This is a genomic window from Sphingobium salicis subsp. salicis, assembly GCF_049472635.1.
Taxonomy (GTDB): Bacteria; Pseudomonadota; Alphaproteobacteria; order Sphingomonadales; family Sphingomonadaceae; genus Sphingobium; species Sphingobium yanoikuyae_A.
In genome coordinates this window covers 3,972,501-3,998,482 of record NZ_JAYRCS010000001.1, presented here as the reverse complement: position 1 = coordinate 3,998,482, position 25,982 = coordinate 3,972,501, and the positions used below count along the sequence as shown (strand labels likewise).

The window sequence follows — 25,982 nt, the reverse complement described above, 5'->3', positions numbered from 1 at the left end:
CGCTATCCGCCGCCGGCTTCGGGTCCGAAGGACAGGCCCGACGGCGGCGTCTCGCCTGTCCAATGGGCGCGCTGCGCCGTGACCTGCGCCACCGCCCGGTCCCAATAGGCGCGGTTGTTGGCGAGCATTTTGATGTCGAAGCTGTCGGAACCGCGAAATTCCAGCACCTCGACGCCCTGGTCGCCGGGCACATAGGTGTAGGGGACGTTGGCGCCGACGAAGAAGCCGTCGCCCGCGCCCAGTTCCTCCGTGCCGATGCGCAATGATCCGGCGAGGATGAAATAGAGGCAGTCGACATCATGGCTGTGGCGGGGCAGCGGGAAGCCGCTGCGGAACCAGGCATGGGTGAGGCTGAGGCCCGGCATGGAAAAGAGCAGCTTCACTCGCGTGCCTTCCAGCATGCCGGCCTCGACCGCGGCGATCGATCCTGCCATCTCGATCGGCGTCGGCGGCACCGTCGCCATCAGGCCGCTTTCCTCGAAATCGGTCGCGTCCTTCGCGCGGAACAGGGCGAAGCGGGGCGCGGCTACGGGGTCGGTCATCACGCGTCCTTCCGGCATGATTGCCGCGCCAGGATGGGGAGCGCTGCCGACAGGGTCAATTCGCGCCCGCCTCTCAATGCCCCGGCGATCATTGGCCGGCGGCTCTGGCATGTGCGGGGCATCCATGCTGGATTGCCGCCGCACACAGGGTCGGGACCAGCCGGCCGGGCAGCCGGGGACGAGGAATGAGCCTGTACACCACCATCCATCTGCACAATGTCGCGGCCGGCCGGGCGGAGGATTATGCCCGCTGGTTCGACGGCGCGCATCAGCAGGATCTGGCCCGGCTGCGCGGCTTTCGGTCGGCCGATCGCTATGAAGTCACGCCGCAGCAGATCATGCCCGACATTCCCCAGCCCTGGCGCTTCCTGTCGGTCTATGAGTTCGACTATGCCGCGCCGGAGATCGACCTGCCCGCGCTCGCGCCGCTGCTGGCCGATGTGCGCGACGCGGGGCTGATCGACGACAGCGACGAGAGCGAGCGCATCCACAGCTATGCGATGTATTCGGACTGGGTCGCCAGCCCCAATCACCAGCCCGACCAGCCCTTTTCCGGGGTCTCGATCATCCTCGCCAATTTCGTCGCCGGGCGGGAGGCGGAATATCATCACTGGTATGACACGGTCCATGGCCCCGAAGTGACCCGCGTGCCGGGCAAGGTGGCTATGAAGCGCGGCCGCCTGTCGCCGCTGCAGGTCGAGCCACGGCGCTATTGCCCCGGCAGCGACCTGGTCTTCTGCGCCCAGCAGACCGACGACCTGCTGTTCACGGTCAAGGATTTCAGCGCCCGCGCGCGCGGCGTCAGCCCCAGCGGCGTCGCCTTCCAGCCGCGCTCCTCGGCCGGCTCCTTCGCCCGCACGGTCCATTATTTCGCCAGGGTCAGCGGCGCCCGCTTCTGGCCCGGCGGCATCGCCTATGATGGCGACCTGTCCGTCTATCCGGCCGATTTCGCGCGGCCGGCGGGCTGAATTTCCCAACTATCGCGCGCGCGATGCGGCGCCATCTTGCCGCGCCGCGGACGACATGCGCAAGTAAATGCCAACAGCACAAGAACAGGTGGAGCGAGAGGTGAGCAAGGTCATCGTCATTACCGGTGCGGGCGACGGGCTGGGACGCGCATTGGCGCGGCGGTTCGCGCGCGATGGCGAAACCGTCATCCTGCTGGGCCGCACCCTGTCGAAGGTCGAGGCGGTCGCGCAGGAACTGGGCGAACCCCATTTCGCGTTGGCATGCGATGTCGGCAATCCCGATTCCGTCCGCGCCGCCTTTGCCACGATCGCGCAGCGTCATTCCAGGATCGACGTGCTGATCAACAATGCCGCGATCTACGAACCCTTCACCCTGGCCGAAGTGCGCGACGAGCAGATCGCAGCATCGCTCGCCACCAATGTCGCCGGCCCGATCCATTGCGCGCGGGAGGCGCTGCCGCTGCTGCGCGGGGGCGGCCATATCATCAATGTCACCAGCGAATCCGTGCCGCTGAAAATGCCGATGCTGTGGCTTTATGCCGGCGGCAAGGCGGGGTTGGAACTGATGTCGGACATGTGGGCGCGCGAACTGGAGCCCGAGGGCGTGCGCGTCACCGTGGTCCAGGCTGGCATGATGATGGACGAGACCAAGACCGGCAGCAGCTGGCCGATGGATGTCGCGATCCGCTTCGCCCAGGAAAATGCCAAGGTCGGCCTCAACCTGCGCGAGCGCGGCATCAGCCATTATAATTCGGTCACCGACGTCTTCCGCGCCGTGCTCGACATGCCGGCGGACCTGCACATCGGATCGGTCGCCCTGAGCGCGCGCAAGCGCTGACCGGGCGACTTATCCACAACATCCACAGAAGTTATCCACAGGAAGGCGATCATGGCCACTCTTCCCGAAGCCAAGCTCTATATCGACGGCGTGCTGCGCGGTGCCGAAGGCGGCAAGACCTTTGACGTGATCGGCCCCTGGACCGGCGAGCCGGTCGGCACCGCCGCCGATGCCTCACCCGCCGATGTCGAGGCCGCGATCGTCGCTGCCCGCCGCGCCTTCGACACCACCGACTGGTCGACCAATGTCGACCTGCGCGTCGCGCTGGTGACGAAGCTGCGCGACCTGTTCCAGGCGAACAAGGAACGGCTGTCGGATCTGGCCCGGCATGAGGCCGGCGCCGCCATGGGCGCGGTCAGCCGTGCCCATGTCGACATGGCACTCGACGGCTGGGACGATTATCTCGCCGTCTTTCCCCAGCTCAAATGGGAAAAGGATTATGGCGGCCGCACCGGCTATGGCTTCGAAAGCCTGCGCAAGGCGGTCTATGAGCCGGTCGGCGTGGTTGCGGCGATCACGCCCTGGAACGTGCCGCTCTATGTGAATGTCGGCAAGGTCGTGGCCGCGCTGCTGGCGGGCTGCACCGTGATCCTGAAGCCCGCACCCAACACGCCGGGCATGGGCGCGATCTTCGGCGAACTGGCGGCGGAGGCGGGTTTCCCCGCCGGCGTCATCAATGTCGTGTTCGGCAGCGACCCGGCACTGGCCGGCGAGATGCTGGTCACCGATCCGCGTGTCGACCTTGTCTCCTTCACCGGATCGACGGGCGTTGGCAAGCGCATCATGGAACAGGGCGCCGCCACGCTGAAGCGCGTCTTCCTGGAACTGGGCGGCAAGTCGGCGAAGATCGTGCTCGACGATTCCGCCAATTTCGCGATGGACGTCGCCCAGACCATGCTGGTCTTCCATGCCGGCCAGGGCTGTGCCGTCCATTCGCGCCTGCTGGTGCCGCGCAGCCGCTATGAGGAGGCGAAGGCGATCCTCAAGCATGCCTATGCCAGCTTCGGCGACAATTGGGGCGATTTCGACAATCCCCAGCACATCATGGGGCCGGTCATTTCCAAGCGGCAGATGGAGCGGGTGCTGTCCTATGTCGATATCGGCCAGGCCGAGGGCGCGACCCTGCTGGCCGGCGGCAAGGCGCGGCCGGACAAGGGCGGCGGTTATTTCATCGAGCCGACCTGCTTCGTCGACGTCACCAACGACATGCGCATCGCCCAGGAAGAGATTTTCGGACCGGTGCTAGTGGTCATCCCGTTCGAGGATGATGCCGATGCCGTGCGCATCGCCAATGAAAGCAGCTATGGCCTGTCGGGCGGCGTCAGTTCGGGCAATCTTGACCGGGCGATCAATGTCGCCAAGCAGATCCGCAGCGGATCGATCAGCGTCAATGGCGGCATGTGCATCGCCGGCGACTTGCCTTTCGGTGGCTACAAGGCCAGTGGTGTAGGCCGCGAATGGGGCCTCGAAGGGATCGAGGAGTTCCTGGAAACCAAGCTGATCGCCTGGCGCGCCGCCTGAGGCGCGCGACGGGGCATGGATAGGACGGGTTTTGACGGCAAAGGCATCGATTGCGGCGGACGGGCCGTCGGAACCCAAGGGCCGGGGACGGGCCACCAAGGCGCTGAGCCATAATCTCAATGGCCAGCGCCTGGGTCGCAAGGGGCGCGACACGCGCGAGCGCATCCTGGCGGCGACCAATGAATTGCTGGCCGGGCCGGTGGATGTCGAAATCTCGCTGAGCGCGGTCGCGCGCCAGGCCTCGCTCGGCATGACGTCGCTCTATAATTATTTCTCCGACCTCACCGAATTGCTGCTCGCCGTGCTGGAGCCGGTGATGGCCACGGCCGAGGCCGACTATGTCGGCCTGCTGCGGACCCGATGGAGCGAGGAGGAACTGGGCGAGAAGGCGCTGGCCTTCGTCACCGCCTATCATGGCTTCTGGGTCAAGCACTCGCGCCTGCTCCACCTGCGCAACAATATGGCCGATCGCCAGAATGAGCGGATGATGCTGCATCGCGTCCATGCCGCCCAGCCGGTTATGCGGCTGCTGGTCGACCAGATGGATGGCGGCAGCGAAGAGGCCGGATCGCCGGTGTTCAGCATGGGCACTGCGCTGATGACCGGGCTGGAGCGTGTCGTCACCGTCACCACCGACATGGCGCTGCAGAATATCCTCCATTCGCCCCATCCGCTGGCGCGCACCCATTTGCTGCGGGCCGAGGCGCGGCTGATGGAACTGGGCATCCGCGACTATCGCGCGATGCTGCGCGACGCGCGCGCCTGAGAGCGGCGCGCGTTCGACTTATCCACAGGCTTATCGACAGAAGTTATCCACAGCTTTTCCCACGCCTATCTGTGGGAAAAGCTGTGGATAAGTGTGTGGACAGATGAAGGCGCTCAATCCTTCTTGCCGCCAATGCCCTTCAGATAGCGTTCCATCCCCTCCAGATAGGCCGGGTTCAGCATCAGTGCGCTGTTGGCCATGCGTTCGACATGGCGCCCCATGGACGGGCCGACTTCGGCGGCCAGCTCGATCGCGATCTTGGCGGCACCCATCTGCTCGCCATTCTGCTTGGTGAGGTGACGGCAGAAGGCGAGCGCCACGTCCTCGAAGCCCTCGTCGGGCATCACGTCATGCACCAGGCCCATGATGAGCGCACGGTCGGCATCGGCCTTCTGGTTGCCCATGATCAGCCAGCGCGCCCAGTGCGGACCGCAGATGCGGGTCAGGCGGCTGACCCCGTTGGAGGCCGGCAGCACGCCAAACAGTCCTTCGGGGAAGGAGAAGGCGGCCGACTTGGCCGCCAGGCGGAAGTCGCAGGACAGCGCCATTTCCAGCCCCCCGCCGACGCAGGTGGCGTGGATGGCGCAGACGATCGGCTTTTCCACATGCTCCATCTCGTCATAGATGCGCTGCATCCCGTTGAGCTGGAGCCGGTGGTTTTCGCGGATGCCGCTGGGCGTGCGGGGATATTCCCTGGGCGACCCGCCGCTCTTCATGTCCGCGCCGGAACAGAAATAGCGGCCGGTCGATCGGATCAGCATCACCTTCAGGTCCGGCGTGTCGCGAAAGCGGATCAGCGCCGCCTCGAACAGCGCCATCGTCTCCGCCGATAGCGCATTGAGCTTGTCCGGCCGGTTCAGCGTGGCGATGAGGATGCCATCCTGTTCCTGCGTCAGCAGATGGGGGGCGTCGTCCGTCATGCGATCTTCCTCAGGCGCGGGTGCGCGGCAGGCCCAGGCCCTTTTCCGCGATCATGCTGCGATGCACCTCGCTGGTGCCGCCATAGATGGTCGATCCCTGGGCGTGGCGATAGAACATGTTGATCTCCTCCGCCGGCCCTTTGCGCTTGGACAGCGAGGCCGGGGCGGTGAGATCGAGCAGGTCGCGCGCGTCGCTCAGGAACTTCTCCGAACTGAACATCTTGGCCATCGGACCATAGGCATGGTTCGGCTTCTTTTCCGACATCACCCATTGGGCGCGATAGGTGATCAGCTCCGACGCCCACAGATTGGCGGCGGTGCGGGCCAGCCGCGCCTGCGCGCCACCATCCTCGATCAGCGGCTTGCCCCTGTGGATAAGTTCGCGACAAAGCGCTTCGCCGGCCTGCAGCATCTTGCGCTGATATTTGGCAAAGCCGCCGCCATGTTCCAGCTCCAGGCTGGCGCTCATGGTGCGCACGCCGCCGTCGATCTCGCCCAGCCGCCAGCTGTCGGGGATGCGCACTCCATCATAGAAGGTGATGTTGGTGCGCTCGTCCTGGAAGGTGTGGACCGGCTGCACCGTGACGCCATCGGCCTTCAGCGGCACGATGAACATGGTGAGCCCCTTATGCTTGGCCACATCCGGATTGGTGCGGCAGAGCATCAGCACATAGGTGGACAGGTTGGCGCCCGACGTGAACATCTTGGTGCCGTCGATCCGCCAGCTGCCATCGCCCTCCTGCGTCGCGCGGCATTGCGCGGCGAACACGTCGGAGCCCGATCCGGGTTCGGAATAGCCGAGCGAGCAGATCACCTCGCCGCGCATGATTTCCGGCAGCACCGCCTGCTTCAGCTCCTCGGTGCCGAAGCGGTGGATGATGAGCGACACCATCTGCGTCACATTGGCGGCAGGGTTGTTATATCCCTGCTCCTCGAACGCATCCATCGCCGCCGTCTTCTCATAGGCGGACAGGCCACGACCGCCGACATCTTTGGGCAGGCCGAGATAGAGGAGATTCTGCGCCGCCAGCTTGCGGTTGAGTTCGGGGTTATAGCCCTCCCAACTATAGTGGAAGGTTGCCCGCATATCCGGCGTCACATTGGCGGCGAAGAAGGCGTCGATCTCGTCCTTGATCGTCTGCGCGGCTTCGCCCAGGTCGAAATCGACCGGCATCGGCCCGGCGTCGGGCAGGGCGGCGGCTTCAGCGGCGTAGAGCCGGCGGCCGGCCTCGTCGAGCCAGCGTTGCGGATCGCCGCCGATCAGCGGCCAGGCCTTGGCGCGCAGATTATAGAGAAAGATGTCATATTCGGTGGTGAGGCCATAGCCGCCGAAGGTGTGGAGCGATTGCGCCACTGCCTTGGCCGCGCTCTGCGCATTCCACCAGGCGGCGATCGAGATGGCACCGCCGGCTTCGGGCGCGCCGTCGGCCAGATCGCGGATCGCCTTCCACACCAGGAACTTGCCGCCGTCGATTTCGCACAATATGTCGGCCAGCGGATGGGAAATGGCCTGGAACTGGCCGATATATTGGTCGAACTGCTTGCGCTCGCAGGCATAGGCAGCGGCAAGCTTCAATGCCTCGCGACCGATGCCGGCCAGCCCGGCGGCGATCAGCAGCTTCCATTCCTCGATCCCGGCGGCGAAGGTCGCCAGCGCCTCGGCACCCGATGCCAGCACCGTGCGCGGATGCGCCGACAGGTCGATCTGCGCGATCGGGGTGGAGGCAAGATTATCCTCCGCCTTGCGTGCCTCTGCGGGCACGGTGACGAGGATGATGTCTTCGCCCGACCGGGCCAGCACGGCTTCGGCCACCAGGCCACCGCCGATCCACTGGACGGGCGTGTCCGCGACATCCTCGAAGGCGAAGCTGGCGACCGCATCGCCCGCCAGCACCCGGCCGAGCAGGTCGGCCGTCGCCTCGCCGCCCAGCTGGGCCAGCAAGCGCGCCGCCACCAGCGCTTCGGCCAGCGGCCCCGATGCCAGCGTCCGGCCCGCTTCCTCCATCAGGATGGTCGCGTCGAACAGGCCGAGGCCCAGCCCGCCGGCCTCTTCGGGCACGCGGATCGACAGCGCGCCCAGCTCCGCCAGCCCCTGCCACAAAGCGGGGTCGAAGCCGGTCGGCGCGGCGGCGCGGACCTGCGCCATGCTGCTATGTTCGTCCAGGAAGCGCGCGAACATGTCGCGCATCATCTCCTGATCGTCGGTCAGGTCGAAATTCATGGGGGTCAGGCCTCGGCGGGCGCCGAACGCCGCATCATGACGCTGAGGTCCACCTGGCCGGTGGCGACGCCGCCCATGAAGCCGCCATCGACCGGGAAGACCACGCCATTGACGATGCCGGCCAGATCGCTGTTCAGCAGGACGATGCCGCCCGCCTGTTCGGCCGGGGTCGAGTAACGGCCCATCGGTTCGGCGGCGGCGGCGACCACATCCTTGCCGGACGCGGCCTCGAACGTCGCCATCATTGGCGTCTGGGTGGGCGAGGGCAGGGTGCAGTTGATGCGGATGCCCTTCTTGATGAGATGCGCGCCCATAAACTGGGTCCAGACGATCACATTCTCCTTGGAGAAGCTGTAGCCTTCCTTGACCACGTCCTCGAGATGCGCCTCGCACCAGGCGACGGCGGCGTCATAGCCCTTGGTGGTGACGAATTCCATGTTGGTCGGGATGCGGCGGCTCCAGCCCAGGCCGCCGGTGGAGGCGATGCTGGCGATCGCGCCGCCCGGTCCCATCAGCGGCAGCACCTGTTCGGTCAGGTGGCGCAGGCCGATGAAGTTCACCTTCATGACGTCGAGCGGCGGGAAAGACTGGGGCAGGCCGGCGCAGTTGAACAGCGCATCCACCTTGCCGCCGATGCCGGCGACCGCCGCCTCGATCGAGGCGGGATCGCGCAGGTCGACATTGGTGAAGGAGGCGAGCGGCAGGCTGCTGTCCCTGAAGTCGAGGCCATGAACCTCGGCGCCCAGCTCCAGCAGCAGCTTGGCGGTCGCCTCCCCCATGCCGGAGAAGCAGCCGCTCACGATCACGCGCTTGCCCTTATAGCCCAAAATGTCGCTCATCTCGCTCTCCCGGATTCTCTGATTATGCCTTGGCCTTGGGCGGCCAGCTGATGCTGCCATCATCTTCCTCGACGACGATGATGCGTTCGGGGCAGGCGCGCGCGCCGCGCTTGGCGGTCTGCTGCTGGCCATCTGCCACATCGAAACCCTCGGTCGCGATATAGCCGTCCTCATCCAGCGGATACATGTCCTCGGACACGGCGGCGCAGCGGGCATTGCCCACGCAGCCTGACTTTTCGATGCGGATTCTCATCTGCCCTCTCCGGCTATTCTGACCTTCCTTAGAAAGGAGATTACGGCCCCGATCAACGTGGCGCCGGGCACAATCGCCATCGCGATACGGAGCCGCGGCGCGGATCGTCGGTGCGTTATCTGGCATCACCGCACCCAGCCCCTTTGCCTTTGCCGGGCCGCCGGGCAAAACGGGTCCGACAAGAAGGGACGCGTCCTGCACGCGCCCGCCCCAGCAGGGAAGACGGAGAGAATCATGGCCCACGCCACCTTGAGCCCCGCCGCGCCACAGCCGGCCCATGTGCCCGACGCGCTCGTCTATGATTTCGATGTCCATGCCGATCCGGGCCTGCTGGCTGATCCGCATGCGCGCATCCTCGACCTGTTGAAGACGGCGCCGCCGGTCTTCTGGACGCCGCGCAATGGCGGCGGCTGGGTCGCGCTGACCCATGCCGCCAATTATGAGGCGTCGCGCGACACTGAGACCTATTCCAGCGAATTCGTGCCGGCCGACAAGATGAAGGCGCTGCTCGCCTCGCTGCCGCCGGGCGCGCCGCATATTCCGCAGCCGATCCCGATCACGCTCGATCCGCCCGAGCATACCAAATATCGCCAGCCGCTGCAGAAGGTCTTCTCGCCCAAGACGATCGCGGCCCTGAAGGACAGCATCCGCGAACTGGCGGGTGAGCTGATCGACGCGATCAAGGCCGAGGGCCAATGCGAATTCATGAGCACGGTGGCCGAGCCGCTGCCGGTGCAGGTCTTTCTCAAGATGCTGGGCCTGCCGCTCGAACGGCTGCCGGAATATCGCCAGATCGTGAAGGAGCATATGGAGGCGATCGATACCGATCGCGAAGGCTCCATGCGCCGCTTGCAACGCATTGCCGCAGCGATGCGCGATACCGTGCTGGAGCGCAGGGATAATCCGAAGGACGACATCATCTCCATGCTGTGGAAGCTGGAGGTGGACGGCCAGCCGAGCACGCTTGCCGACATGGAGAATTATGGTGTGCTGCTGTTCATCGCCGGCCTCGACACGGTGATGAACGGCATGGGCCTGGCCATGCGCGGCCTGGCGCTCGATCTGCCATTGCAGGCCAAGTTGCGGGCCGAGCCCAAGCTGGTGGCCGAGGCGGCCGAGGAAATGCTGCGCCGCTATACCTTCACAGTCCCGATGCGGGTCATCAAGAAGCCCGCCGAACTGGCCGGGGCCAAGCTGATGCCCGGCGATATGCTCAAGCTGTTCCTGCCCGCAGCCGATCTGGATGCGAAGGAATTCCCGCAGCCCGACAGCTATGATCTTGATCGCGAGAACAATGTTCACATCGCCTTCGGCGTCGGCCCGCATCGCTGCCTGGGCTCCCACCTGGCGCGCGTCGAATTGCAGGTTCTCTATGAGGAGATGCTGGCGCGTCTCCCCGAATTCCGGCTCGATCCGGCCAAGCCCACGGTCTTCCATGGCGGCCATGTGATCGGCATCGAAAGCCTGAACCTGGTCTGGGACGTCTGATGGTCTGGCAACGTTCGCGCCCGCGCCTCGATCGGGAAAATCGCGCCTTCTGGACCGGCGGGGCGGAGGGGAAGCTCAACATCACCCGCTGCGACGATTGCGGCCAGTTCACCCATCCGCCGCGCGAGATCTGCCGCCATTGCCAGTCGGAAAATGTCGGCCCCCATGCGGTCGCCGGCACCGGCACGGTCGATACCTATACGATCAACTATCAGGCCTGGGCCAAGGATATGGAGGTGCCCTTCGTCATCGCCCGTGTCCGGCTCGACGACGTGCCGGGCGTCTATCTGACCACCAATATCGTCAATTGCCCGGTCGATGCCGTCGACATGGATGACCGCGTCCGCGTCACCTTCGAGGAGCAGGACGGCATCTGGTTCCCCCTGTTCGAGAAGGTCGCATGAGCATGGCGCGCGAAGCCTATATCACCGGCATCGGCATGTCGGAGGTTGGCGTGCGGCTGACCCGGTCGCCGCTGGGCCTGACGCTGGACGCCGTGCGCGAGGCGATCGCCGATGCCGGCCTGACGCTCGACCAGATCGATGGCGTCGCCACCTATCCCGGCAAGATGTCGACCTTTCTCGGCTTCTCGCCGGTCAGTGCCGACGATGTGATCGAGATATTGGGGCTCAACACCCGCTGGCATATCGGCGCGGCGGAGGCGACGGCGCAGCTGGGCGCGATCGCCGAGGCGGCAATGGCGGTGAAGGCCGGCCTTGCCCGCCATGTCCTGTGCTTCCGCACCGTCTATGAAGCGGCGGCGCTGGCCCGCCCCGACGAATTTCCGCCGATGGAACGGCGCAAGGATGTGTCGGGCAATTCGCAATGGGTCTCGCCCTTCGGCGCCTTCTCGGCCGCCAACTGGACCGCGCACTTCGCGATGCGCCACATGAAGCGCTATGGCCTGACCCGCGAACAGCTCGCCCAGGTGGCGCTGAACGATCATGCCAATGCCGCGCGCAATCCGCGCGCGATCGTCAGGAAGCCGCTGACCATGGACGAGTATATGGCGGCGCGGATGATCAGTTCGCCTTTCTGCCTCTATGATTGCGATCGTTTCACCGATGCCTCGACCGTGCTGATCGTGTCGGCGGGCGATGCGCTGGACGAGGTGAAGACGACCCCGATCCGCATCGCCGCCAGCGCCGGATCGGTCGAACGCTACAGCTGGGACCAGGCCGAATGGGCGAGCGCCTATCCGACCGGGCGCGACCTGTGGAAGAACACGGACTACACCGCCAAGGATGTCGATACCGTCCAATTTTATGACGGCTTCGCCTTCCAGCCGATCACCTGGCTCGAAGGGCTGGGCTTCTGCGATGTTGGCGAGGGCGGCCAGTTCCTCGAAGAGGGCAAGCGCATCGCGCTCGACGGCGAACTGCCGATGAACACCGGCGGCGGCCAGCTTGGCTGGGGACGGCTGCACGGCTTTGGATTCGCCTATGAATCGGTGGTGCAGTTGCGCGGCGAGGGCGGCGAACGGCAGATCGCCGGCGACCCGAAGGTGGCTGTGGCGACATCGGGTGGCGGCCCCATGGCGGCGGCGCTGCTGCTGGCGAAGGACTGATCGCGATGGACAGCGGCATGCTGGACATGCTGCCCGGCTTTCGCCGTCGCTTTCTGGTGACGCCGCTGCCGGGCCGGGTGACCGCCGCGGTCGAGGATGATTATCACAGCATGGCCGTCATCCTGCACCATGACGGCGCGCGCATCAGCGGCGTCGACGCGATCATGGAGCGGGTGCCCTGGACCACCTGTCCGGGCGCGCCGACGGTGCTGCAGGCGACCTTCACCGGTGTCGTGCTGGCTGAGGCGGCCGCGCGCGGCGAGAAGAAGGCGAACTGCACCCATTTGCACGACTTGGCCGTGCTGGCTGCGGCGCACGCTGGTGACGCAGCGCCGACCCGCTACGAGATATTGGCCTGCGACCCGATAGAGGGCGAGGCCGTGGCGGAAATCCGCCGCGACGGCGTACCGCTGCTGCAGGTCGCCCATCGCAGCCATGTCATGACCGCGCCAGCCGACATTGCCGGCCAGTCGCTGATGAAGCTGCGGCCGTGGATCGATGCGCTGGAAGAACCCCGGCGCGAGGCGGCCCGGCTGCTGCAATGGGGCACGATCCTCGCCAATGGCCGGCTGATACCGATGGAGCGGCAATCGACCGCGACCCGCGTGCCGCCCAACTGCTTCACCTTCCAGCCGGAAAATGCGGTCCATGCGATCCGCGTCGGCCGGGTGATCGACTTCACCGCCGAACCCCTGGTGCCGCTCGACCATTTCGATGGCGCCGCCTATGACCGGCCGCGCGACGCTCAATAGAGGAAACGGGACGATGGACGAGGCGCGGCAACTGGTGGCCCCCGAATTGCGCGCGGCGCTCGACCTCTTCCCGCCGCTCGACCTCAGCGATCAGACGATCGCCGCCTTCCGCCAGCCCTTCGCCACCCGCCCGGCCGAACCGATGCCCGAAGCGCTGGCCGCCGTGCAGCGGGAAGAAGTCTTCCTGCCCGGCGCGCCCGGATCGCCCGATGTGCGCTGCCTGCTCTATCGCCCGGCTGAGGGGGAAGGCGATGCGCGGCGGTCGGCCTATCTCCATATCCATGGCGGCGGCTTCGTGCTCGGCATGGCCGATATGAGCGATCTGTCCAACCGGGCGTGGGCGGCGCAGCTGGGCTGTGTCGTCCTGTCGGTCGATTATCGGCTGGCGCCCGAAACCCCGTTCCCCGGTGCGCGCGACGATTGCTACGCCGCGCTCGGCTGGCTGCATGAACAGGCCGACGCGCTGGGCATCGATCCGACCCGCATCGCGGTCGGCGGTGAGAGCGCGGGCGGCGGCCATGCCGTGGCGCTGGCGATCCATGCCCGCGACCTTGGCGCCTATCCGATCTGCTTCATGCTGCTCGACGCGCCGATGCTGGACGATCGCACCGGCAGCAGCGCACCGCTCCACCCCGTCACCGGCCGGTTCGTCTGGACCCCGGCGCAGAACCGCTATGGCTGGGGCGCGCTGCTCGGGCAGGAAGCGGGAACCGATCATGTCCCGACCGACGCCGTGCCGGCCCGCTGCCCCGACCTGTCCGGCCTGCCGCCCGCCTTCATCAGCGTCGGCGCGCTCGACCTGTTTCTGGAGGAGGATATCGACTTCGCCCGCCGGCTTATGACGCTCGGCATCGCAGTCGAACTCCATGTCACGCCCGGCGCCTATCATGGCTTCGGCCTGGCCGGCGCCGATACGCCGCAGATGCAGGCGCTCCAGGCGATGCGCCTCGCGGCGCTGCGCCGCGCCTTGCAGGGGAACTGACGCCGCCCTTCAGAAAGCGGGCATCACCCTGTCGGCGAACAACTGGGCATAGGGTTGGAATTTTGCCGGCGGCAGGCCGGGCGGCAGCATCATCATGATATGCTCGACATTGATGCGTTGCTGCATCGCGCGGAAATGGTCGATCGCCGCGTCGGGGGCCAGGATCTGCAGGATGCCGCTGCGCTTGAAGGCGTCGAGCGACATGGGTTTCAGCGCCACCTTGTCGATGCCGGACGCCTGATCCTCGGCCAGCCATGCGCCGTAAGTCTCGTTCACATGGTGGAAATAGGGGGCCATCTCCGCCATCGCCGCCTCGGGGTCTTCGGCGACCAGGGTGAACAGGCTCTGGATGCGGATTCGCGCGGCGGCCGGGTCTTTCCCCTCGGCGCGCAGCTTGTCGGCATAGAGGCCGCACACCTCCTCATTGCCGAAATAGCCGTCGGCATATCTGGCCACCCGCGCCAGCGCCTTTTCGGCAAAGCCGCCAATATAGAGGGGGATGCGGCCGCGCGGCGCGGCCGGGCGCAGGGTTGCGCCGGCGATGCTGTAATATTGCCCGGTAAAATCGACCGTCTCGCCCGCCCATAACCGCTGGACGATTTCCAGAAACTCGTCGAAGCGCGCGCCGCGCTTGCCGAAATCGACGCCATAGGCCTGGGTCTCGCGGCGGCGATAGCCGATCGCCAGTGCCATCTCCAGCCGGCCGTCGGACAGGATATCCAGCACCGCGCATTCCTCGGCAAAGCGGACCGGATGATAGAGCGGGGCGAGCGCGATCGCCGATCCCAGCCTGATCCGGCTGGTGCGCGCCGCGATCGCCGCCAGCGCGACATTGGGCGCGGGCATGTAACCATCCTGCGCGCCATGATGTTCGGGCACCCAGGCACCGGCAAAGCCCGCCGTCTCGCTCCAGGCGACGAAGTCCAGTATCTCGGCATAGAGATCGGCCGGGCGCCGTTCCCATTGGGGCGGGTTCCGGAAATCATAGAGATAGCCGAAGGTCAGCGGGGTGCTCATGACGATGCTCCGAGGGCAGGGCAAAACGCCCGCCAACCCGGTTGGGCGGCGGGCGTGGAAAGGCCGTGGGGCCGATCCTTATTCGAAGGGTTCTTCGCCCTGCAGCTTGGTGCGGTGCATCATGCGGTTGCAGTCGGGATCATATTTCTCGGCCCGGTGCATGGTGCCGGTATTGTCCCAGATGACCAGGTCACCGACGCTCCATTCATGGCTGTAGCTGAATTCCTCGCGGGTCGCCCATTCGCGCAGCCCGACCAGGATTTCGGCGCTGTCATAGGGATCGAGATCCTTGACCCGCTGGGCGGTGCAGCCCAGCACCAGCGACTTGCGGCCCGACTTGTGGTTCCACACCAGGGGCAGCTCATTCTCGCCGACCTGGCGCATGCCCTTCAGCTTGGCGAGGCTGGGCTCGGGCTCATAATAGAAGACCGTCGCCCAGACCGAGTGGATCACGCGCAGCTTCTCATACTCCGCCTTCTGCTCGTCGGTCAGCGCCTCATAGGCGGCATAGGTGTTGCAGAAGCCGGTATTGCCGCCCCAGGTCGCGGGCACCTTGCACGACAGCAAGGAGGCGAGGATCGGCACATCGTTCATCGTGCCGTCGATATGCCAGTAGAGCGAGCCCTTGAGATATTCGGCGCTCTGCGGATTTTCCTTCACGTCGAGGGTGATCTTGTGGATTTCCTCGCCACCGCGATGCTCGGGGGCAAAGGCGCCCAGCGTCTTGGTGAAGGCGATCTGTTCCTCGTCGGTGAAGTCGATCTTCGGGAAGACCAGCACGCCGCGCTGCTCCAGCAACTCGCGAATCTGCGGCGCCAGCTCGCCGGCCAGCAGCTCCTCCTTGCTGTTGAGGATGCGGCTGCCGATGCTCGGCTTGATATCTTCATGCACGAAACGGGTAATGGTGGTGGCGGACATGCCTTGCTCTCCTATGCATCCCTGCGCGTTTGAACACATGTTCAACATGCTTGCATGGAAAAGTCAATGCCTCTCATTTTTCGGGCGGCAGCAATTCGTCCAATAGCGCCTCGACCGAAGCGCGCGCGTCACCATGCCCGCTCGCGACCCCCATGTCGGCTTCCATCACCAGGGTGCGGCCGACGGCGGCCAGCAACAGGCTGAGGCCCGCCGCCGTCACCTTGTGATCGGCGAGTCGATCGCCCAGCAACTGCTCCATCAACTGCGCCTGGCGATCTCGCATCGCTTCGCTGTGGCGGGCGATCTCGGCGCGGATCGCCTTGCGGTGATTGGCCATGGCGACAAATTCCATCGCCAGCGCGTTGCGGCTGGGGTCGGAGAAGAAGCGCCACAGTGCCCGCACCGGATCGGCGCTGGTCAGCGCCGCCTCGATCATCGCGTCGCTCTGTTCGGCGCCGCGGCGGAACACCGCCAGCAGCAGGTCGTCGGTGGTCGGGAAATAATAATGGACCAGCGAGGGCGGCAGTTCGGCGCGCAGCGCCACCCGGCGCGAACTGGCGGCGGCATAGCCTTCGTCGCGGATCACCTGTTCGGTGGCCTCCACGATCCGGGCGCGGGTTTCGGAGCTTTCGGCGCCGACGCGACGTTTCTGGACCATGGCTGGAGCATAAATGGCCGGGCCGCCCATGCAAGCGTCCCGGCTCTCATCGCCAGATGCGGCCCTGTTAATGCGACCCCATATAGCGGCCGCCATTGGTGCTGATTGTCTGGCCGGTGATGTAGCTGGCCTCTTCCGACGCCAGATAGGCGCAGGCGGCGGCGATATCCTCGGGCTTGCCGATCCGCTTCATCGGCAGCGTCTGGGCAAAGGCGTCGGCGTCGATCGGCGCGGCGCGCAGCATCGGCGTATCGATGAAGCCGGGCGGCACCATGTTGAAGGTCACGCCGCTCGGCGCGAATTCCAGCGCCAGCGCCTTGGTCATGCCCATCAGGCCACCCTTGGACGAGACATAATGGCCCTGGGCGAAGGAGCCCGACTGGACCGAGGAGGAGGTGATGTTGATCACCCGACCCCAGCCGGCGGCCAGCATGTCGGGCAGCACTTCCTTGGTCAGCAGATAGGGGCCGCGCAGGTTGATGTGGATCACCTTGTCGAACAGGTCGTCGTCAATGTCCATGAACGGGGTGAAGGGGGCGATGCCGGCATTGTTCACCAGGATGGCGATCGGCCCCAGCTTGGCGCGTGTCTCTTCCGCCGCCGCATGGATCGCCGCCTTGTCCGAACAGTCGGCGGTGATGGCGATGGCAGTGCCACCGGCCGCCTCGATCAGCCTGACGGTCTCGGCTGCGCCCTCGCCATTAATGTCCCACACCGCGATCTTCGCCGTATCTTCGGCCAGGCGCAGCGCGATCGCGCGGCCAATGCCCGAACCCGCACCCGTGACCACGGCCGTGCGGCCGTTGAGAGACCTCGTCATCGCAATTCCTTCCTATATGTCAATTTCGGTGTCGCTTTCAGGCGCCGACCAGTTGCTCGATCGCCTCGATCGTCGTGCGGTGCATCATGCGATTCTCTTCCAGCGGATAGGGATCGACCCGGTGCATCGTGCCGCTATTGTCCCAGATCAGCAGGTCGCCCTCCGTCCAGTCATGGCGATAGACGAATTGCGGCTGGATCGCCCATTCGCGCAGCCTGGACAGCAGCACGCGGCCCTGCGCCGGATCCATCCCTTCGATATGGTCAGCGGTCGACCCCAGCACCAGCGACTTGCGGCCGGTTTCATGGGTCCAGACCAAGGGATGGACCTTGGGCGTGCGCATCTGCCAGAAATTCAGTTCCGCCACGGTGGGTTCGGGGTTCACATAGCGCTGCGACGTCTCGAAGCTGTGGACCACGCGCAACCCGTCATAGGCGGCCTTCTCTTCGTCGAGCAAATCGTCCCAGGCGGCATAGGTGTTGGCGAAATAGGTGCTGCCGCCGGTCCTGGACAGTGACTTGGCGTTCAGCGTCGCGGCGAAATTGGGTACGTCGTCGCTCGCTCCGTCGATATGCCAGAAGAAGGCGCCCTTGATATATTCGGCGCCCGGATTTTCCTTCGGGTCGATCGTGACTTTGAAGATGCCGCCTTCGCCCTGCGGCTGGACCCGACCCAGCGTGTGGGAAAAGGCCAGCTGATCTTCGCGACTCATGTGCAGCCCGCGCACGATCAGTACGCCGCGCTGCTGCAACAGCGCCAGGATCGTGTGGGCATGCTTGCCCGACACCAGGGTTGCCGCGTCGGTCCGGATCTCGGTGCCGATGCGCGCGGTCAGGTCGATCGTCGAAAAGGCCATCATCCGCTCCAGCGGGCGCCTGTCGCGCCGCTCTTCTTGGCTATCATCAACAGGATTGTTGATTTGACTGTCAAGGAAGCGGCGGCGACATCGCTGCGGCGAAGCCGTTACCGACCGGCCCCGCGCGCAAACAGCGGCGCCCGCAGCGCATAGCTGGGATCATTCACCGGCACCGGCGTGTCGCCATGGTCGGCGGCGGGTTGCAGCAGCTTCATGTCGAAGCTCACCACCCGCTTGGCAAAGCGCCACTGGCCATCGACGCGGCGATAGCTGTCGATATAGCGCACCCCCTGGATATCGTGCAGCAGCCCGCCCTTGCCGTCGGGGATCAGGTGCCAGGCAATGGCATAAACCTCGCCTTCGCCGGTATCGCCATCGACACTGACCAGATGGTTGCAGACGAAATGATTGCCGATATGCATGTGCGGCAGCGACGCTTCGAGAAAGGCGACATAGCCGTCGATCGGCCCGTCATAATAGGCGCCATGGCTGTCGGTCGCGTCGTCGGTATAGAGCGATCGGATCAGCGCGAAATCCTGCCGGTCGACCCCGCGTGAATAGAGCTGGGCCAGTTCCCTGATCTCTTCCCTGGCGATCAGCGTCTCGATCCGGTTGTCCATGGCGTGCTTCCTCTCCTGTCGGGCCGGACCCTAGTCGGGCAGGGGCGCCGGGCAATGGGGCGGGGACGGATCATCGGCCGGGCGATCCTCCCCTCTGTTCAGGCGGGTGCGAAGGCCCTAAGCCATGGCCCCGATGGATAATCTGCCGACCGACGCGCGCCAGCTGCGCTCCCGCCGCCAGCTGCTCGACGCGATGCTCCACCTGCTGGAAACCCGCCCCTATGATCAGGTGACGATCCGCGAGGTCGCGCGCGAGGCGGAGGTCGGCTACGCCACCTTCTTCCGCCATTATCCGTCCAAGGATGCGCTGCTGCACGATCTGGCGGCGGGACAGATCGCCGATCTGCTGCAGCGCGCGCTGCCGATCCTGTTCGCCGACGATGCCCGCCAGTCCTGCATGACCCTGTTCGCTTATGTCGCCGAACGGCGCGCGCTCTGGTCGGCCTTCCTGACCGGCGGCGCGGCGACCATGCTCAAGCAGGAATTTACCGATCAGGCGCGCCAGCTGGCGCAGCAGAGGCCGCATGATGCCGGCTGGCTGCCCGATGAACTGCGCATCGTCTTCGCGGTCAGCGCCACGGTCGAGATTCTCGCCTGGTGGCTGCAGCAGGAACCCGATTATCCGCTCGATCGCATGGCGGAAATTCTCGACCGGCTGGTCGTCACCCCGTCGATGCAGCCCTGATCGGGCAGGGGCATCGCCCCGCCGCTATCTGCGCCCCGTGCGTTGGCGCCTCATCCGGCGCCGCCTAGCATCTTCGCCGCAAGACGGGAGGGGCGGCATGGACGGATTGACGGTGACGACGACGGCCGGGCCGGTCCGCGGCATCCGGGCCAACGGCGTGCGATGCTGGCGCGGCATTCCCTATGCACGGGCCGACCGCTTTGCTGCCCCGGAGGCGCCGGTCGCGTGGAATGATGTGCGCGATGCTGCGCGTCCCGGTCCACAATGTCCGCAAATGTATGGCAATCAGGCGAAACGGGCACGGCTGTCGATGCCCGACTTTGCCGAGGATTGCCTGTCGCTCAACATCCATGTGCCCGACGACGCGACCGGCCCGCTGCCGGTCTATGTCTGGATTCACGGCGGCGCCTTCGTCGCGGGTGGCGGCCATAGCTATGACGGCAGCGAACTGGCACGCGACGGTGACATCATCGTCGTCACCATCAACTATCGGCTGGGCGTGCTGGGCTTCGTCAATTTCGGCGTGGTCGTGCCGGGCATCCCTTCCAATCTCGGCCTGCGCGACCAGATCGCGGCGCTCGCCTGGGTGCGCGACAATGTCGCGGCCTTCGGCGGCGATCCGGCGCGGGTGACGGTCGGCGGCCAGTCGGCCGGCTCCATGTCGGTCTCGCTGCTGCTCCATGCCCCGGCTGCCCGCGGCCTCTTTGCCGGGGCGATCATGCAGAGCGGGGCCGTCAGCCTGATCCATGGCCGCGACCGCAGCGAACAGGTGGCGCGCGATTATATGGTGGCGCTCGGCAACCCCGATCTCGCCGCGCTGCGCGGCATGGACCTCATCCGCCTGTTCGAGGCGCAGGGCGCGGCCGGTGCCGCCAATCCCGGCACTATTCCTGCCGCCCCCTGGTTCGACGGCGACCTGCTGCCCGCCTCGCTGGCGGATGCGGTGGCCGAGCCGGCCGCGCCGGTGCCGTTGCTCGCCGGCGCCACGCGTGAGGAAATCCGCCTGTTCGAACTGATGCCCGGCGATATCCTGCCGACCGGCTGGCCCGCGCTCGAAGCCTTGCTCCATGCGCAATTGCCGGCCGATCATGCCGCGCGCATCCTCGCTACCTATCCGCGCGACAAGGCGGGGCGCCGCGCGCTCGCCACCGATCTCACCTTCCTGATGCCGACGCGCCATTTCGCGGATCGCCAGTCGGGGCAGGCGCCGACCTGGTTCTATCGCTTCGACTATCGCCATCCGATCGCCGGCGCCGCCCATGGCCTCGATCTGACCCTGACCTGGCCGATGCGCGGCCTGCGCGCCGCCTTTGCGCGGGGCGGGCCGATGCGCGGGCGCCGGGCTGCGCTCGGTCGGCGGATGACCGATCATATCGCCCATTTCGTCCGCCATGGTGCGCCTGAGCCGGACTGGCCGGCCTATCATGTCGATCGACCGGCGGTGAAGATCTTCGACCTGGCGGACCGGGTGGCGGTCGATCCCGACGGCGATCGTTGGCGCGCCTGGGCGGGCGCCGATGTCGGCACCGGACTGGCGACCCGCGCCTAGGGGCAATCGACATTCAACCCTGACGGCCTGCAAATGGCGGTTCTCCGCGCTTCCGGTGCTCACGTACTTTAAGTACGCTGCGCTCCGGGTCACGGAAAACCACCATTTTCGTCACGTCATCATCTGAATGTCGATCGCCCCTAGCCCTTCAGTGCCCCCAGCACCATCTGGGCATGTTCATGCCGACAGATGAGGAGGTCAGGCATATATGTGTCTTCTTGGTTGTAGATGAGCGGCGATCCGTCGATGCGGGAGGCGTGGAGGCCGTGGGCGAGTGCGACGGCGGCGGGCGCGCAGCTGTCCCATTCATATTGGCCGCCGGCATGGAGATAGATGTCGGCCTGTCCCAGGATCACCGCCATGGCCTTGGCGCCAGCGGAGCCCATGGGCACCAGTTCGGCGCCGAGTGCTTCGGCGACCGCGACCGCCTGGGGGGCGGGGCGGGTGCGGGAGACGACCATGCGGAGCTTTTCGGGCGCGGGCGGGATGGCGCGCGGCTGGTCGGTGCGCAGGACGATGCCATCCTCATGCCCCGGCAGCGCAACCGCACCGATGGTCGGCACGCCGTCGATGGCGAGGCCGACATGGACGGCCCAGTCGGCGCGCGCCTCGCCATATTCGCGGGTGCCGTCGACCGGATCGACGATCCACACGCGGCTGTGGGTAAGTCTGGCCCCATCACAGGCCATCTCCTCGGAGAGCAGCCCATCTTGTGCCCGCTGCTCCCGCAGCGCATGGACGAGGAACTGGTTGGCGGTCTGGTCGCCGGCCTTGCCGAGCGCCTTGGCGCTGAACAGGCCCGAGGCGCGGACCTCCAGCAGCAGGCGGCCGGCGGTTTCGGCGAGATGGGCGGCCAGGTCCGCGTCGGTCATGGCTGCGTTGCTCATTTGAGCGGCATGATCTTGCGGATGATATGCTCGGCGGCCTCTTCCGGCGTCATCTCGACGGTGTTGACCCGTATCTCGGGGCTGGTGGGCGCCTCATAGGGACTGTCGATGCCGGTGAAGTTCTTGAGGGCACCCGAGCGGGCCTTCTTGTAGAGGCCCTTGACGTCGCGCGCCTCGGCGACCTCCAGCGGCGTGTCGACGAAGATCTCGATGAACTCGCCGTCGGGCAGCATCTCGCGCACCATCTCGCGCTCGGCGCGGAAGGGGGAGATGAAGGCGGTCAGCACGATCAGCCCCGCATCCGCCATCAGCTTGGCGACCTCGCCGACGCGGCGGATATTCTCGATCCGGTCGGCCTCGGTAAAGCCCAGATCCTTGTTGAGGCCATGGCGGATATTGTCGCCATCCAAGAGGAAGGTGTGGCGGTTCATCAGCGCGAGCCGCTTTTCCACCTCATTGGCGATGGTCGACTTGCCCGAGCCCGAGAGGCCGGTGAACCAGAGGATGCGGGGAAGCTGGTTCTTGAGCTGAGCATGGGCCTCGCGGCCGATGTCGGTCGCCTGCCAATGGACATTCTGGGCGCGGCGCAGCGAGAAGTGGAGCATGCCCGCCGCCACGGTGCGGTTGCTGATCTTGTCGATCAGAATGAAGCCGCCCAAGGTCCGGTTATCGGCATAGGGCTCGAACGTGATCGGCTTGTCGGTCGCCAGTTCGGCAACGCCAATGGCATTCAAGTCCAGCGTCTTGGCGGCCAGATGCTCCATCGTGTTGACGTTGACGACATATTTGGGCGCCTGGACGGTGGCCGAGACGCTCTGCGTGCCGATCTTGAGCCAATAGGGCCGGCCCGGCAGCATCGCCTCGTCATCCATCCACACGATGGTCGCCTCGAACTGGCTGGAGACCTCGGGCGGATTGTCGGCCACGGCGATGACGTCGCCGCGCGAACAGTCGATCTCGTCGGCAAAGCAGAGCGTGACCGACTGGCCGGCGATCGCTTCGTCGAGATCGCCATCGAGCGTCACGATACGCGAGATGGCCGATGTCTTGCCCGAGGGCAGCACGCGCACGGCGTCACCCGGCTTGACCGATCCGCTGGCGATCAGGCCGGCAAAGCCGCGAAAGTCGAGGTTCGGGCGATTGACCCACTGGACCGGCATGCGGAACGGCTTGGCCGCCGCAGTGGTGGCATCGACCTCGACGCTTTCGAGATGGGCCATGAGCGTTGGCCCCTGATACCAGGGGGTGTTGTCGGACCGGGCGGTGATATTGTCGCCCTTGAAGCCGGAGATGGGGATCGGCGTGAAGGCGCTGATGCCGATGCTCTGCGCGAACGCGGCATAATCGGCGACGATCTTGTCGAACACGGCCTGGTCGTAACCGACCAGATCCATCTTGTTGACGGCGAGCACGATGTTGCGGATGCCGATCAGATGGGCGAGGTAGCTATGGCGCCGCGTCTGGGTGAGAATGCCCTTGCGCGCGTCGATCAGGATGACGGCCAGGTCGGCGGTGGAGGCACCGGTGACCATGTTGCGGGTATATTGTTCATGGCCGGGCGTATCGGCGACGATGAACTTGCGCTTCTCGGTGGCGAAGAAGCGATAGGCGACGTCGATGGTGATGCCCTGTTCGCGCTCGGCGGCGAGGCCATCGACCAGCAGGGCGAAGTCGATCTCGCCGCCTTGCGTGCCGACGCGCTTGCTGTCCGCCTGCAGCGCCTCGAGCTGATCCTCGAAGATCATCTTCGAATCATAGAGCAGCCGCCCGATCAGGGTGGACTTGCCATCGTCGACCGAGCCGCAGGTGATGAAGCGCAGCATGGTCTTGTGCTGATGGACGTCGAGATAGGCGTCGATGTCCTGCGCGATCAGCGCATCGGTCTGGTAGACGGGGTCCTGTGTGATCACGTCGGACATCAGAAGTAACCCTCCTGCTTCTTCTTCTCCATGCCGGCGCCGCCGGCATCCTTGTCGATGGCGCGACCCTGGCGCTCGGATGTGGTGGTGAGCAGCATCTCCTGGATCACCTCCGACAGGGTGCTGGCCTCGCTCTCGACCGCGCCGGTGAGCGGATAGCAGCCCAGCGTGCGGAAGCGGATCGATCGCTCGACCGGCACTTCGCCGGGCGCGAGCGGGAAGCGGTCATCATCGACCATCAGCAGCATGCCGTCGCGCTCGACGGTGGGGCGGGGGGCGGCGAAATAGAGCGGCACGATCTCGATGCCCTCGAGCTGGATATATTGCCAGATGTCGAGCTCGGTCCAGTTGCTGATCGGGAAGACGCGGATGCTCTCGCCCTTGGCCTTGCGGGCATTATAGAGGTTCCAGAGTTCCGGCCGCTGGTTCTTGGGGTCCCAGCCGTGCGAGGCGGTGCGGAAGGAGAAGATGCGCTCCTTGGCGCGGCTCTTCTCCTCGTCGCGGCGCGCGCCGCCGAATGCCGCGTCGAAGCCGAACTTGTCGAGCGCCTGCTTCAACCCTTCCGTCTTCCACATGTCGGTATGGAGCGCGCCATGGTCGAACGGGTTGATGCCGCGCGCCTGCGCCTCGGGATTATGATGGACCAGCAGTTCCATGCCCGCGTCGCGCGCGGCCTTGTCGCGCAGGTCGTACATCGCCCGGAACTTCCAGGTGGTGTCGACATGGAGCAGCGGGAAGGGCGGCGGCGAGGGATAGAAGGCCTTCTTGGCCAGATGCAGCATCACCGCGCTGTCCTTGCCCACCGAGTACAGCATCACAGGCCGATCCGCCTCCGACACTACCTCCCGCAATATATGTATGCTCTCCGCCTCAAGGCGCTGAAGATGGGTAAGGTTCCGGGTCATGGGCTCGCTCGCGCCGCAGGGCGGCATAAGGGTCTATAATGTGCCGTCGGAATGACCCCGCTGCGCCCGCCGGGCAAGATTGGCTTTATTAAGCCGGGTAAACCCCATCTTCTTTCGTCCTGCTGGGTGAAGGCATGACCAAGGGCATGACAGAGCGGAGAGGCGGACCTATCTCTTGCGCCATGCACGGCCCCAACCGACAGGATGTTTCCCACCCCATGACGACCGCTCTTCCCACCCGCCGCCTGGGCGCACTCACCGTTTCCGCCATCGGCCTTGGCTGCATGAACCTCTCCCACGCCTATCTGCCGCGCCCATCTGCGGACGAGGCCGAACGGCTGCTGCGCCATGCGCTCGATGCCGGCGTGACCTTCTTCGATACCGCCGCCCTCTATGGCTTCGGCGCCAATGAGGAATTGTTGGGCCGCACCATCATGGACCGCCGGGCCGATTTCACCCTCGCCAGCAAATGCGTGCTGGCGGAGATTGACGGCAAGCGCGGCCTCGACGGCTCACCCCAGGCGATCACCCGCGTGCTGGAGGATTCGCTGCGCCGGCTCAGGACCGACCATATCGATCTCTATTATCTCCATCGCCTGGACCCGCAGGTGCCGATCGAGGAATCGGTCGGCGCGCTGGTGCGCGGCGTGGAGGATGGCAAGATCGGCGCGATCGGCCTGTCGGAAATGTCGGCGGCGACGATTCGCCGCGCCCATGCGGTCCATCCGATCACCGCGGTGCAGACCGAATATTCGCCCTGGAGTCGCAACCCGGAGGTCGCCGTGCTCGACGCCTGCGCGGAACTCGGCATCGGCTTCGTCGCCTTTTCGCCGGTCGGTCGCGGCCTGCTCGCCGGCGGGGTCGGCCCACAAGGCGTGCCCGAAGGGGATATTCGCGGCGCCATGCCGCGTTTCCAGCCACCCCACCTTGCCCATAATCTGGTGTTGGCAACGAAGCTCAACGGGCTCGCCGACGAAGCGGGCTGCACCATGGCGCAGCTCTGCCTGGCCTGGCTGCTGTCCCGTCGTGATTTCATCGTGCCGATTCCCGGCACGACCAACATGGCCCATCTCGACGAGGATCTGGCGGCGGCCAGGCTCGATCTGCCGCGTCCGCTGCTCGACCGCGTCGACAGCTTGTTCGATTTCAGGGCGGTGTCGGGGCCGCGTTACCCGCGCGATGCGCAGGCGCAGATCGATACCGAATTGTGGGAAGGCGAGCCGCTGGCCTGATTCTCGCACCGATTCTCCCCTGATTCCCGATTCTTGCCGCAGCAGGATCGGGATTCGGATGGAGAGGCGTGGGACCCGGCGCCCAATCCGGTTCCGGAAACGCATTTTTATTACAAGCGCGTGAAATCTCCGAAATGCCCGAAAGACCGGGCTTTTCACGCGATCGGGAGAGGCCGCATTCTCAACATTCGGAGGGGAAATTCAAAAAGGGCGGAATTTCGCGGTTGACCGAATCAAATGCCCCGCCTAGAGGGCTTTT

Annotated in this window: 26 protein-coding genes; 12 read left to right on the top strand and 14 right to left on the bottom strand. The window is 65.7% G+C overall.

Annotated features, from left to right (window positions below; genetic code table 11):
• Window positions 1–2 precede the first annotated feature (2 nt).
• Window positions 3–542 carry a cupin domain-containing protein gene (locus VHN57_RS19365; protein WP_278986122.1) on the bottom strand — a complete coding sequence of 180 codons (540 nt, stop codon included), beginning with the start codon at window positions 540–542 and terminating at the stop codon, window positions 3–5.
• 185 nt (window positions 543–727) lie between these two features.
• Here VHN57_RS19365 and VHN57_RS19360 point away from each other — a divergent pair, with 185 nt between their 5' ends.
• From VHN57_RS19360 to VHN57_RS19345, 4 genes are all read left to right on the top strand, one after another.
• On the top strand, window positions 728–1,510 hold the full coding sequence (locus tag VHN57_RS19360) for a hypothetical protein (RefSeq protein WP_214868883.1): 783 nt from the start codon (window positions 728–730) through the stop codon (window positions 1,508–1,510).
• 100 nt (window positions 1,511–1,610) lie between these two features.
• Entirely contained in the window at window positions 1,611–2,348 is a 738-nt protein-coding gene (locus VHN57_RS19355; RefSeq protein ID WP_423284942.1) for an SDR family oxidoreductase, read from the top strand.
• A 51-nt stretch (window positions 2,349–2,399) separates the two neighbouring features.
• The gene (locus tag VHN57_RS19350; protein WP_423284940.1) at window positions 2,400–3,869 is read left to right on the top strand and encodes an aldehyde dehydrogenase family protein; all 1,470 of its coding nucleotides are present in this window, start codon (window positions 2,400–2,402) and stop codon (window positions 3,867–3,869) included.
• 31 nt (window positions 3,870–3,900) lie between these two features.
• Window positions 3,901–4,635 (top strand): TetR/AcrR family transcriptional regulator, encoded by a 735-nt coding sequence (locus VHN57_RS19345; RefSeq protein ID WP_010336464.1) that lies wholly within the window; start codon window positions 3,901–3,903, stop codon window positions 4,633–4,635.
• 113 nt (window positions 4,636–4,748) lie between these two features.
• On the opposite strand, the gene VHN57_RS19340 is transcribed toward VHN57_RS19345, so the two are convergent.
• From VHN57_RS19340 to VHN57_RS19325, 4 genes are read right to left on the bottom strand one after another with little or no spacing between them, the layout of a single operon-like run.
• Window positions 4,749–5,555 carry an enoyl-CoA hydratase/isomerase family protein gene (locus VHN57_RS19340; protein WP_278986126.1) on the bottom strand — a complete coding sequence of 269 codons (807 nt, stop codon included), beginning with the start codon at window positions 5,553–5,555 and terminating at the stop codon, window positions 4,749–4,751.
• A 10-nt stretch (window positions 5,556–5,565) separates the two neighbouring features.
• Window positions 5,566–7,776: an acyl-CoA dehydrogenase gene (locus VHN57_RS19335; protein WP_278986128.1), complete on the bottom strand. Its 2,211-nt coding sequence runs from the start codon at window positions 7,774–7,776 to the stop codon at window positions 5,566–5,568.
• Between the two features lie 5 nt (window positions 7,777–7,781).
• On the bottom strand, window positions 7,782–8,615 hold the full coding sequence (locus VHN57_RS19330) for a coniferyl-alcohol dehydrogenase (RefSeq protein WP_214868872.1): 834 nt from the start codon (window positions 8,613–8,615) through the stop codon (window positions 7,782–7,784).
• Window positions 8,616–8,637: 22 nt separating this feature from the next.
• Complete coding sequence (locus VHN57_RS19325) at window positions 8,638–8,868, bottom strand: ferredoxin (RefSeq protein ID WP_017501857.1); 231 nt, start codon at window positions 8,866–8,868, stop codon at window positions 8,638–8,640.
• Window positions 8,869–9,102: 234 nt separating this feature from the next.
• Between VHN57_RS19325 and VHN57_RS19320 the strand changes: the two genes are divergently transcribed.
• The 5 genes from VHN57_RS19320 to VHN57_RS19300 are packed head-to-tail and all read left to right on the top strand — an operon-like array spanning window position 9,103 to window position 13,657.
• Window positions 9,103–10,356, top strand: coding sequence for a cytochrome P450 (locus VHN57_RS19320; RefSeq protein ID WP_278986130.1), 1,254 nt, complete (start codon window positions 9,103–9,105; stop codon window positions 10,354–10,356).
• The gene (locus tag VHN57_RS19315) at window positions 10,356–10,760 is read left to right on the top strand and encodes a Zn-ribbon domain-containing OB-fold protein (RefSeq protein WP_278986131.1); all 405 of its coding nucleotides are present in this window, start codon (window positions 10,356–10,358) and stop codon (window positions 10,758–10,760) included. The genes VHN57_RS19320 and VHN57_RS19315 overlap by 1 nt, the downstream gene beginning before the upstream one ends.
• On the top strand, window positions 10,757–11,923 hold the full coding sequence (locus tag VHN57_RS19310; protein WP_278986133.1) for a thiolase family protein: 1,167 nt from the start codon (window positions 10,757–10,759) through the stop codon (window positions 11,921–11,923). Before VHN57_RS19315 ends, VHN57_RS19310 begins: the two co-directional genes overlap by 4 nt.
• A gap of 5 nt (window positions 11,924–11,928) precedes the next feature.
• Window positions 11,929–12,675 carry a DUF2889 domain-containing protein gene (locus VHN57_RS19305; RefSeq protein WP_017501861.1) on the top strand — a complete coding sequence of 249 codons (747 nt, stop codon included), beginning with the start codon at window positions 11,929–11,931 and terminating at the stop codon, window positions 12,673–12,675.
• Between the two features lie 13 nt (window positions 12,676–12,688).
• On the top strand, window positions 12,689–13,657 hold the full coding sequence (locus VHN57_RS19300; RefSeq protein WP_423286064.1) for an alpha/beta hydrolase: 969 nt from the start codon (window positions 12,689–12,691) through the stop codon (window positions 13,655–13,657).
• 9 nt (window positions 13,658–13,666) lie between these two features.
• Here the strand turns inward: VHN57_RS19300 and VHN57_RS19295 are convergent, their stop codons facing one another.
• The 6 genes from VHN57_RS19295 to VHN57_RS19270 all read right to left on the bottom strand — a co-directional run bounded on the left by VHN57_RS19295 (window position 13,667) and on the right by VHN57_RS19270 (window position 18,546).
• Window positions 13,667–14,674 carry an LLM class flavin-dependent oxidoreductase gene (locus tag VHN57_RS19295; protein ID WP_423284935.1) on the bottom strand — a complete coding sequence of 336 codons (1,008 nt, stop codon included), beginning with the start codon at window positions 14,672–14,674 and terminating at the stop codon, window positions 13,667–13,669.
• A 78-nt stretch (window positions 14,675–14,752) separates the two neighbouring features.
• Window positions 14,753–15,592, bottom strand: a complete 840-nt coding sequence (locus VHN57_RS19290) for a TauD/TfdA dioxygenase family protein (RefSeq protein ID WP_017501864.1) — start codon at window positions 15,590–15,592, stop codon at window positions 14,753–14,755.
• Window positions 15,593–15,665: 73 nt separating this feature from the next.
• Window positions 15,666–16,250 (bottom strand): TetR/AcrR family transcriptional regulator, encoded by a 585-nt coding sequence (locus tag VHN57_RS19285; RefSeq protein ID WP_017501865.1) that lies wholly within the window; start codon window positions 16,248–16,250, stop codon window positions 15,666–15,668.
• Window positions 16,251–16,317: 67 nt separating this feature from the next.
• On the bottom strand, window positions 16,318–17,070 hold the full coding sequence (locus VHN57_RS19280; RefSeq protein ID WP_423284932.1) for an SDR family NAD(P)-dependent oxidoreductase: 753 nt from the start codon (window positions 17,068–17,070) through the stop codon (window positions 16,318–16,320).
• A 37-nt stretch (window positions 17,071–17,107) separates the two neighbouring features.
• Window positions 17,108–17,929, bottom strand: coding sequence for a TauD/TfdA dioxygenase family protein (locus VHN57_RS19275; RefSeq protein WP_278988051.1), 822 nt, complete (start codon window positions 17,927–17,929; stop codon window positions 17,108–17,110).
• A gap of 104 nt (window positions 17,930–18,033) precedes the next feature.
• On the bottom strand, window positions 18,034–18,546 hold the full coding sequence (locus VHN57_RS19270) for a nuclear transport factor 2 family protein (protein ID WP_423284930.1): 513 nt from the start codon (window positions 18,544–18,546) through the stop codon (window positions 18,034–18,036).
• 124 nt (window positions 18,547–18,670) lie between these two features.
• Here VHN57_RS19270 and VHN57_RS19265 point away from each other — a divergent pair, with 124 nt between their 5' ends.
• Window positions 18,671–19,231, top strand: a complete 561-nt coding sequence (locus tag VHN57_RS19265; RefSeq protein WP_037512969.1) for a TetR/AcrR family transcriptional regulator — start codon at window positions 18,671–18,673, stop codon at window positions 19,229–19,231.
• 97 nt (window positions 19,232–19,328) lie between these two features.
• Window positions 19,329–20,780 carry a carboxylesterase/lipase family protein gene (locus VHN57_RS19260; protein ID WP_278988055.1) on the top strand — a complete coding sequence of 484 codons (1,452 nt, stop codon included), beginning with the start codon at window positions 19,329–19,331 and terminating at the stop codon, window positions 20,778–20,780.
• A 140-nt stretch (window positions 20,781–20,920) separates the two neighbouring features.
• Here the strand turns inward: VHN57_RS19260 and VHN57_RS19255 are convergent, their stop codons facing one another.
• Genes VHN57_RS19255 through cysD form a run of 3 tightly spaced genes read right to left on the bottom strand, consistent with a single transcriptional unit; the run spans window position 20,921 to window position 24,518 of the window.
• Window positions 20,921–21,652, bottom strand: a complete 732-nt coding sequence (locus VHN57_RS19255; RefSeq protein ID WP_423284928.1) for a 3'(2'),5'-bisphosphate nucleotidase CysQ — start codon at window positions 21,650–21,652, stop codon at window positions 20,921–20,923.
• 11 nt (window positions 21,653–21,663) lie between these two features.
• Entirely contained in the window at window positions 21,664–23,586 is a 1,923-nt protein-coding gene (gene cysN, locus VHN57_RS19250; protein WP_423284926.1) for a sulfate adenylyltransferase subunit CysN, read from the bottom strand.
• A complete protein-coding gene (cysD, locus tag VHN57_RS19245; RefSeq protein WP_423284924.1) occupies window positions 23,586–24,518 on the bottom strand; it encodes a sulfate adenylyltransferase subunit CysD in 933 nt (310 codons plus the stop codon). The genes cysN and cysD overlap by 1 nt, the downstream gene beginning before the upstream one ends.
• Before the next feature lie 191 nt (window positions 24,519–24,709).
• Between cysD and VHN57_RS19240 the strand changes: the two genes are divergently transcribed.
• Window positions 24,710–25,723: an aldo/keto reductase gene (locus VHN57_RS19240; protein ID WP_423284922.1), complete on the top strand. Its 1,014-nt coding sequence runs from the start codon at window positions 24,710–24,712 to the stop codon at window positions 25,721–25,723.
• The last annotated feature ends 259 nt before the right edge of the window (window positions 25,724–25,982 follow it).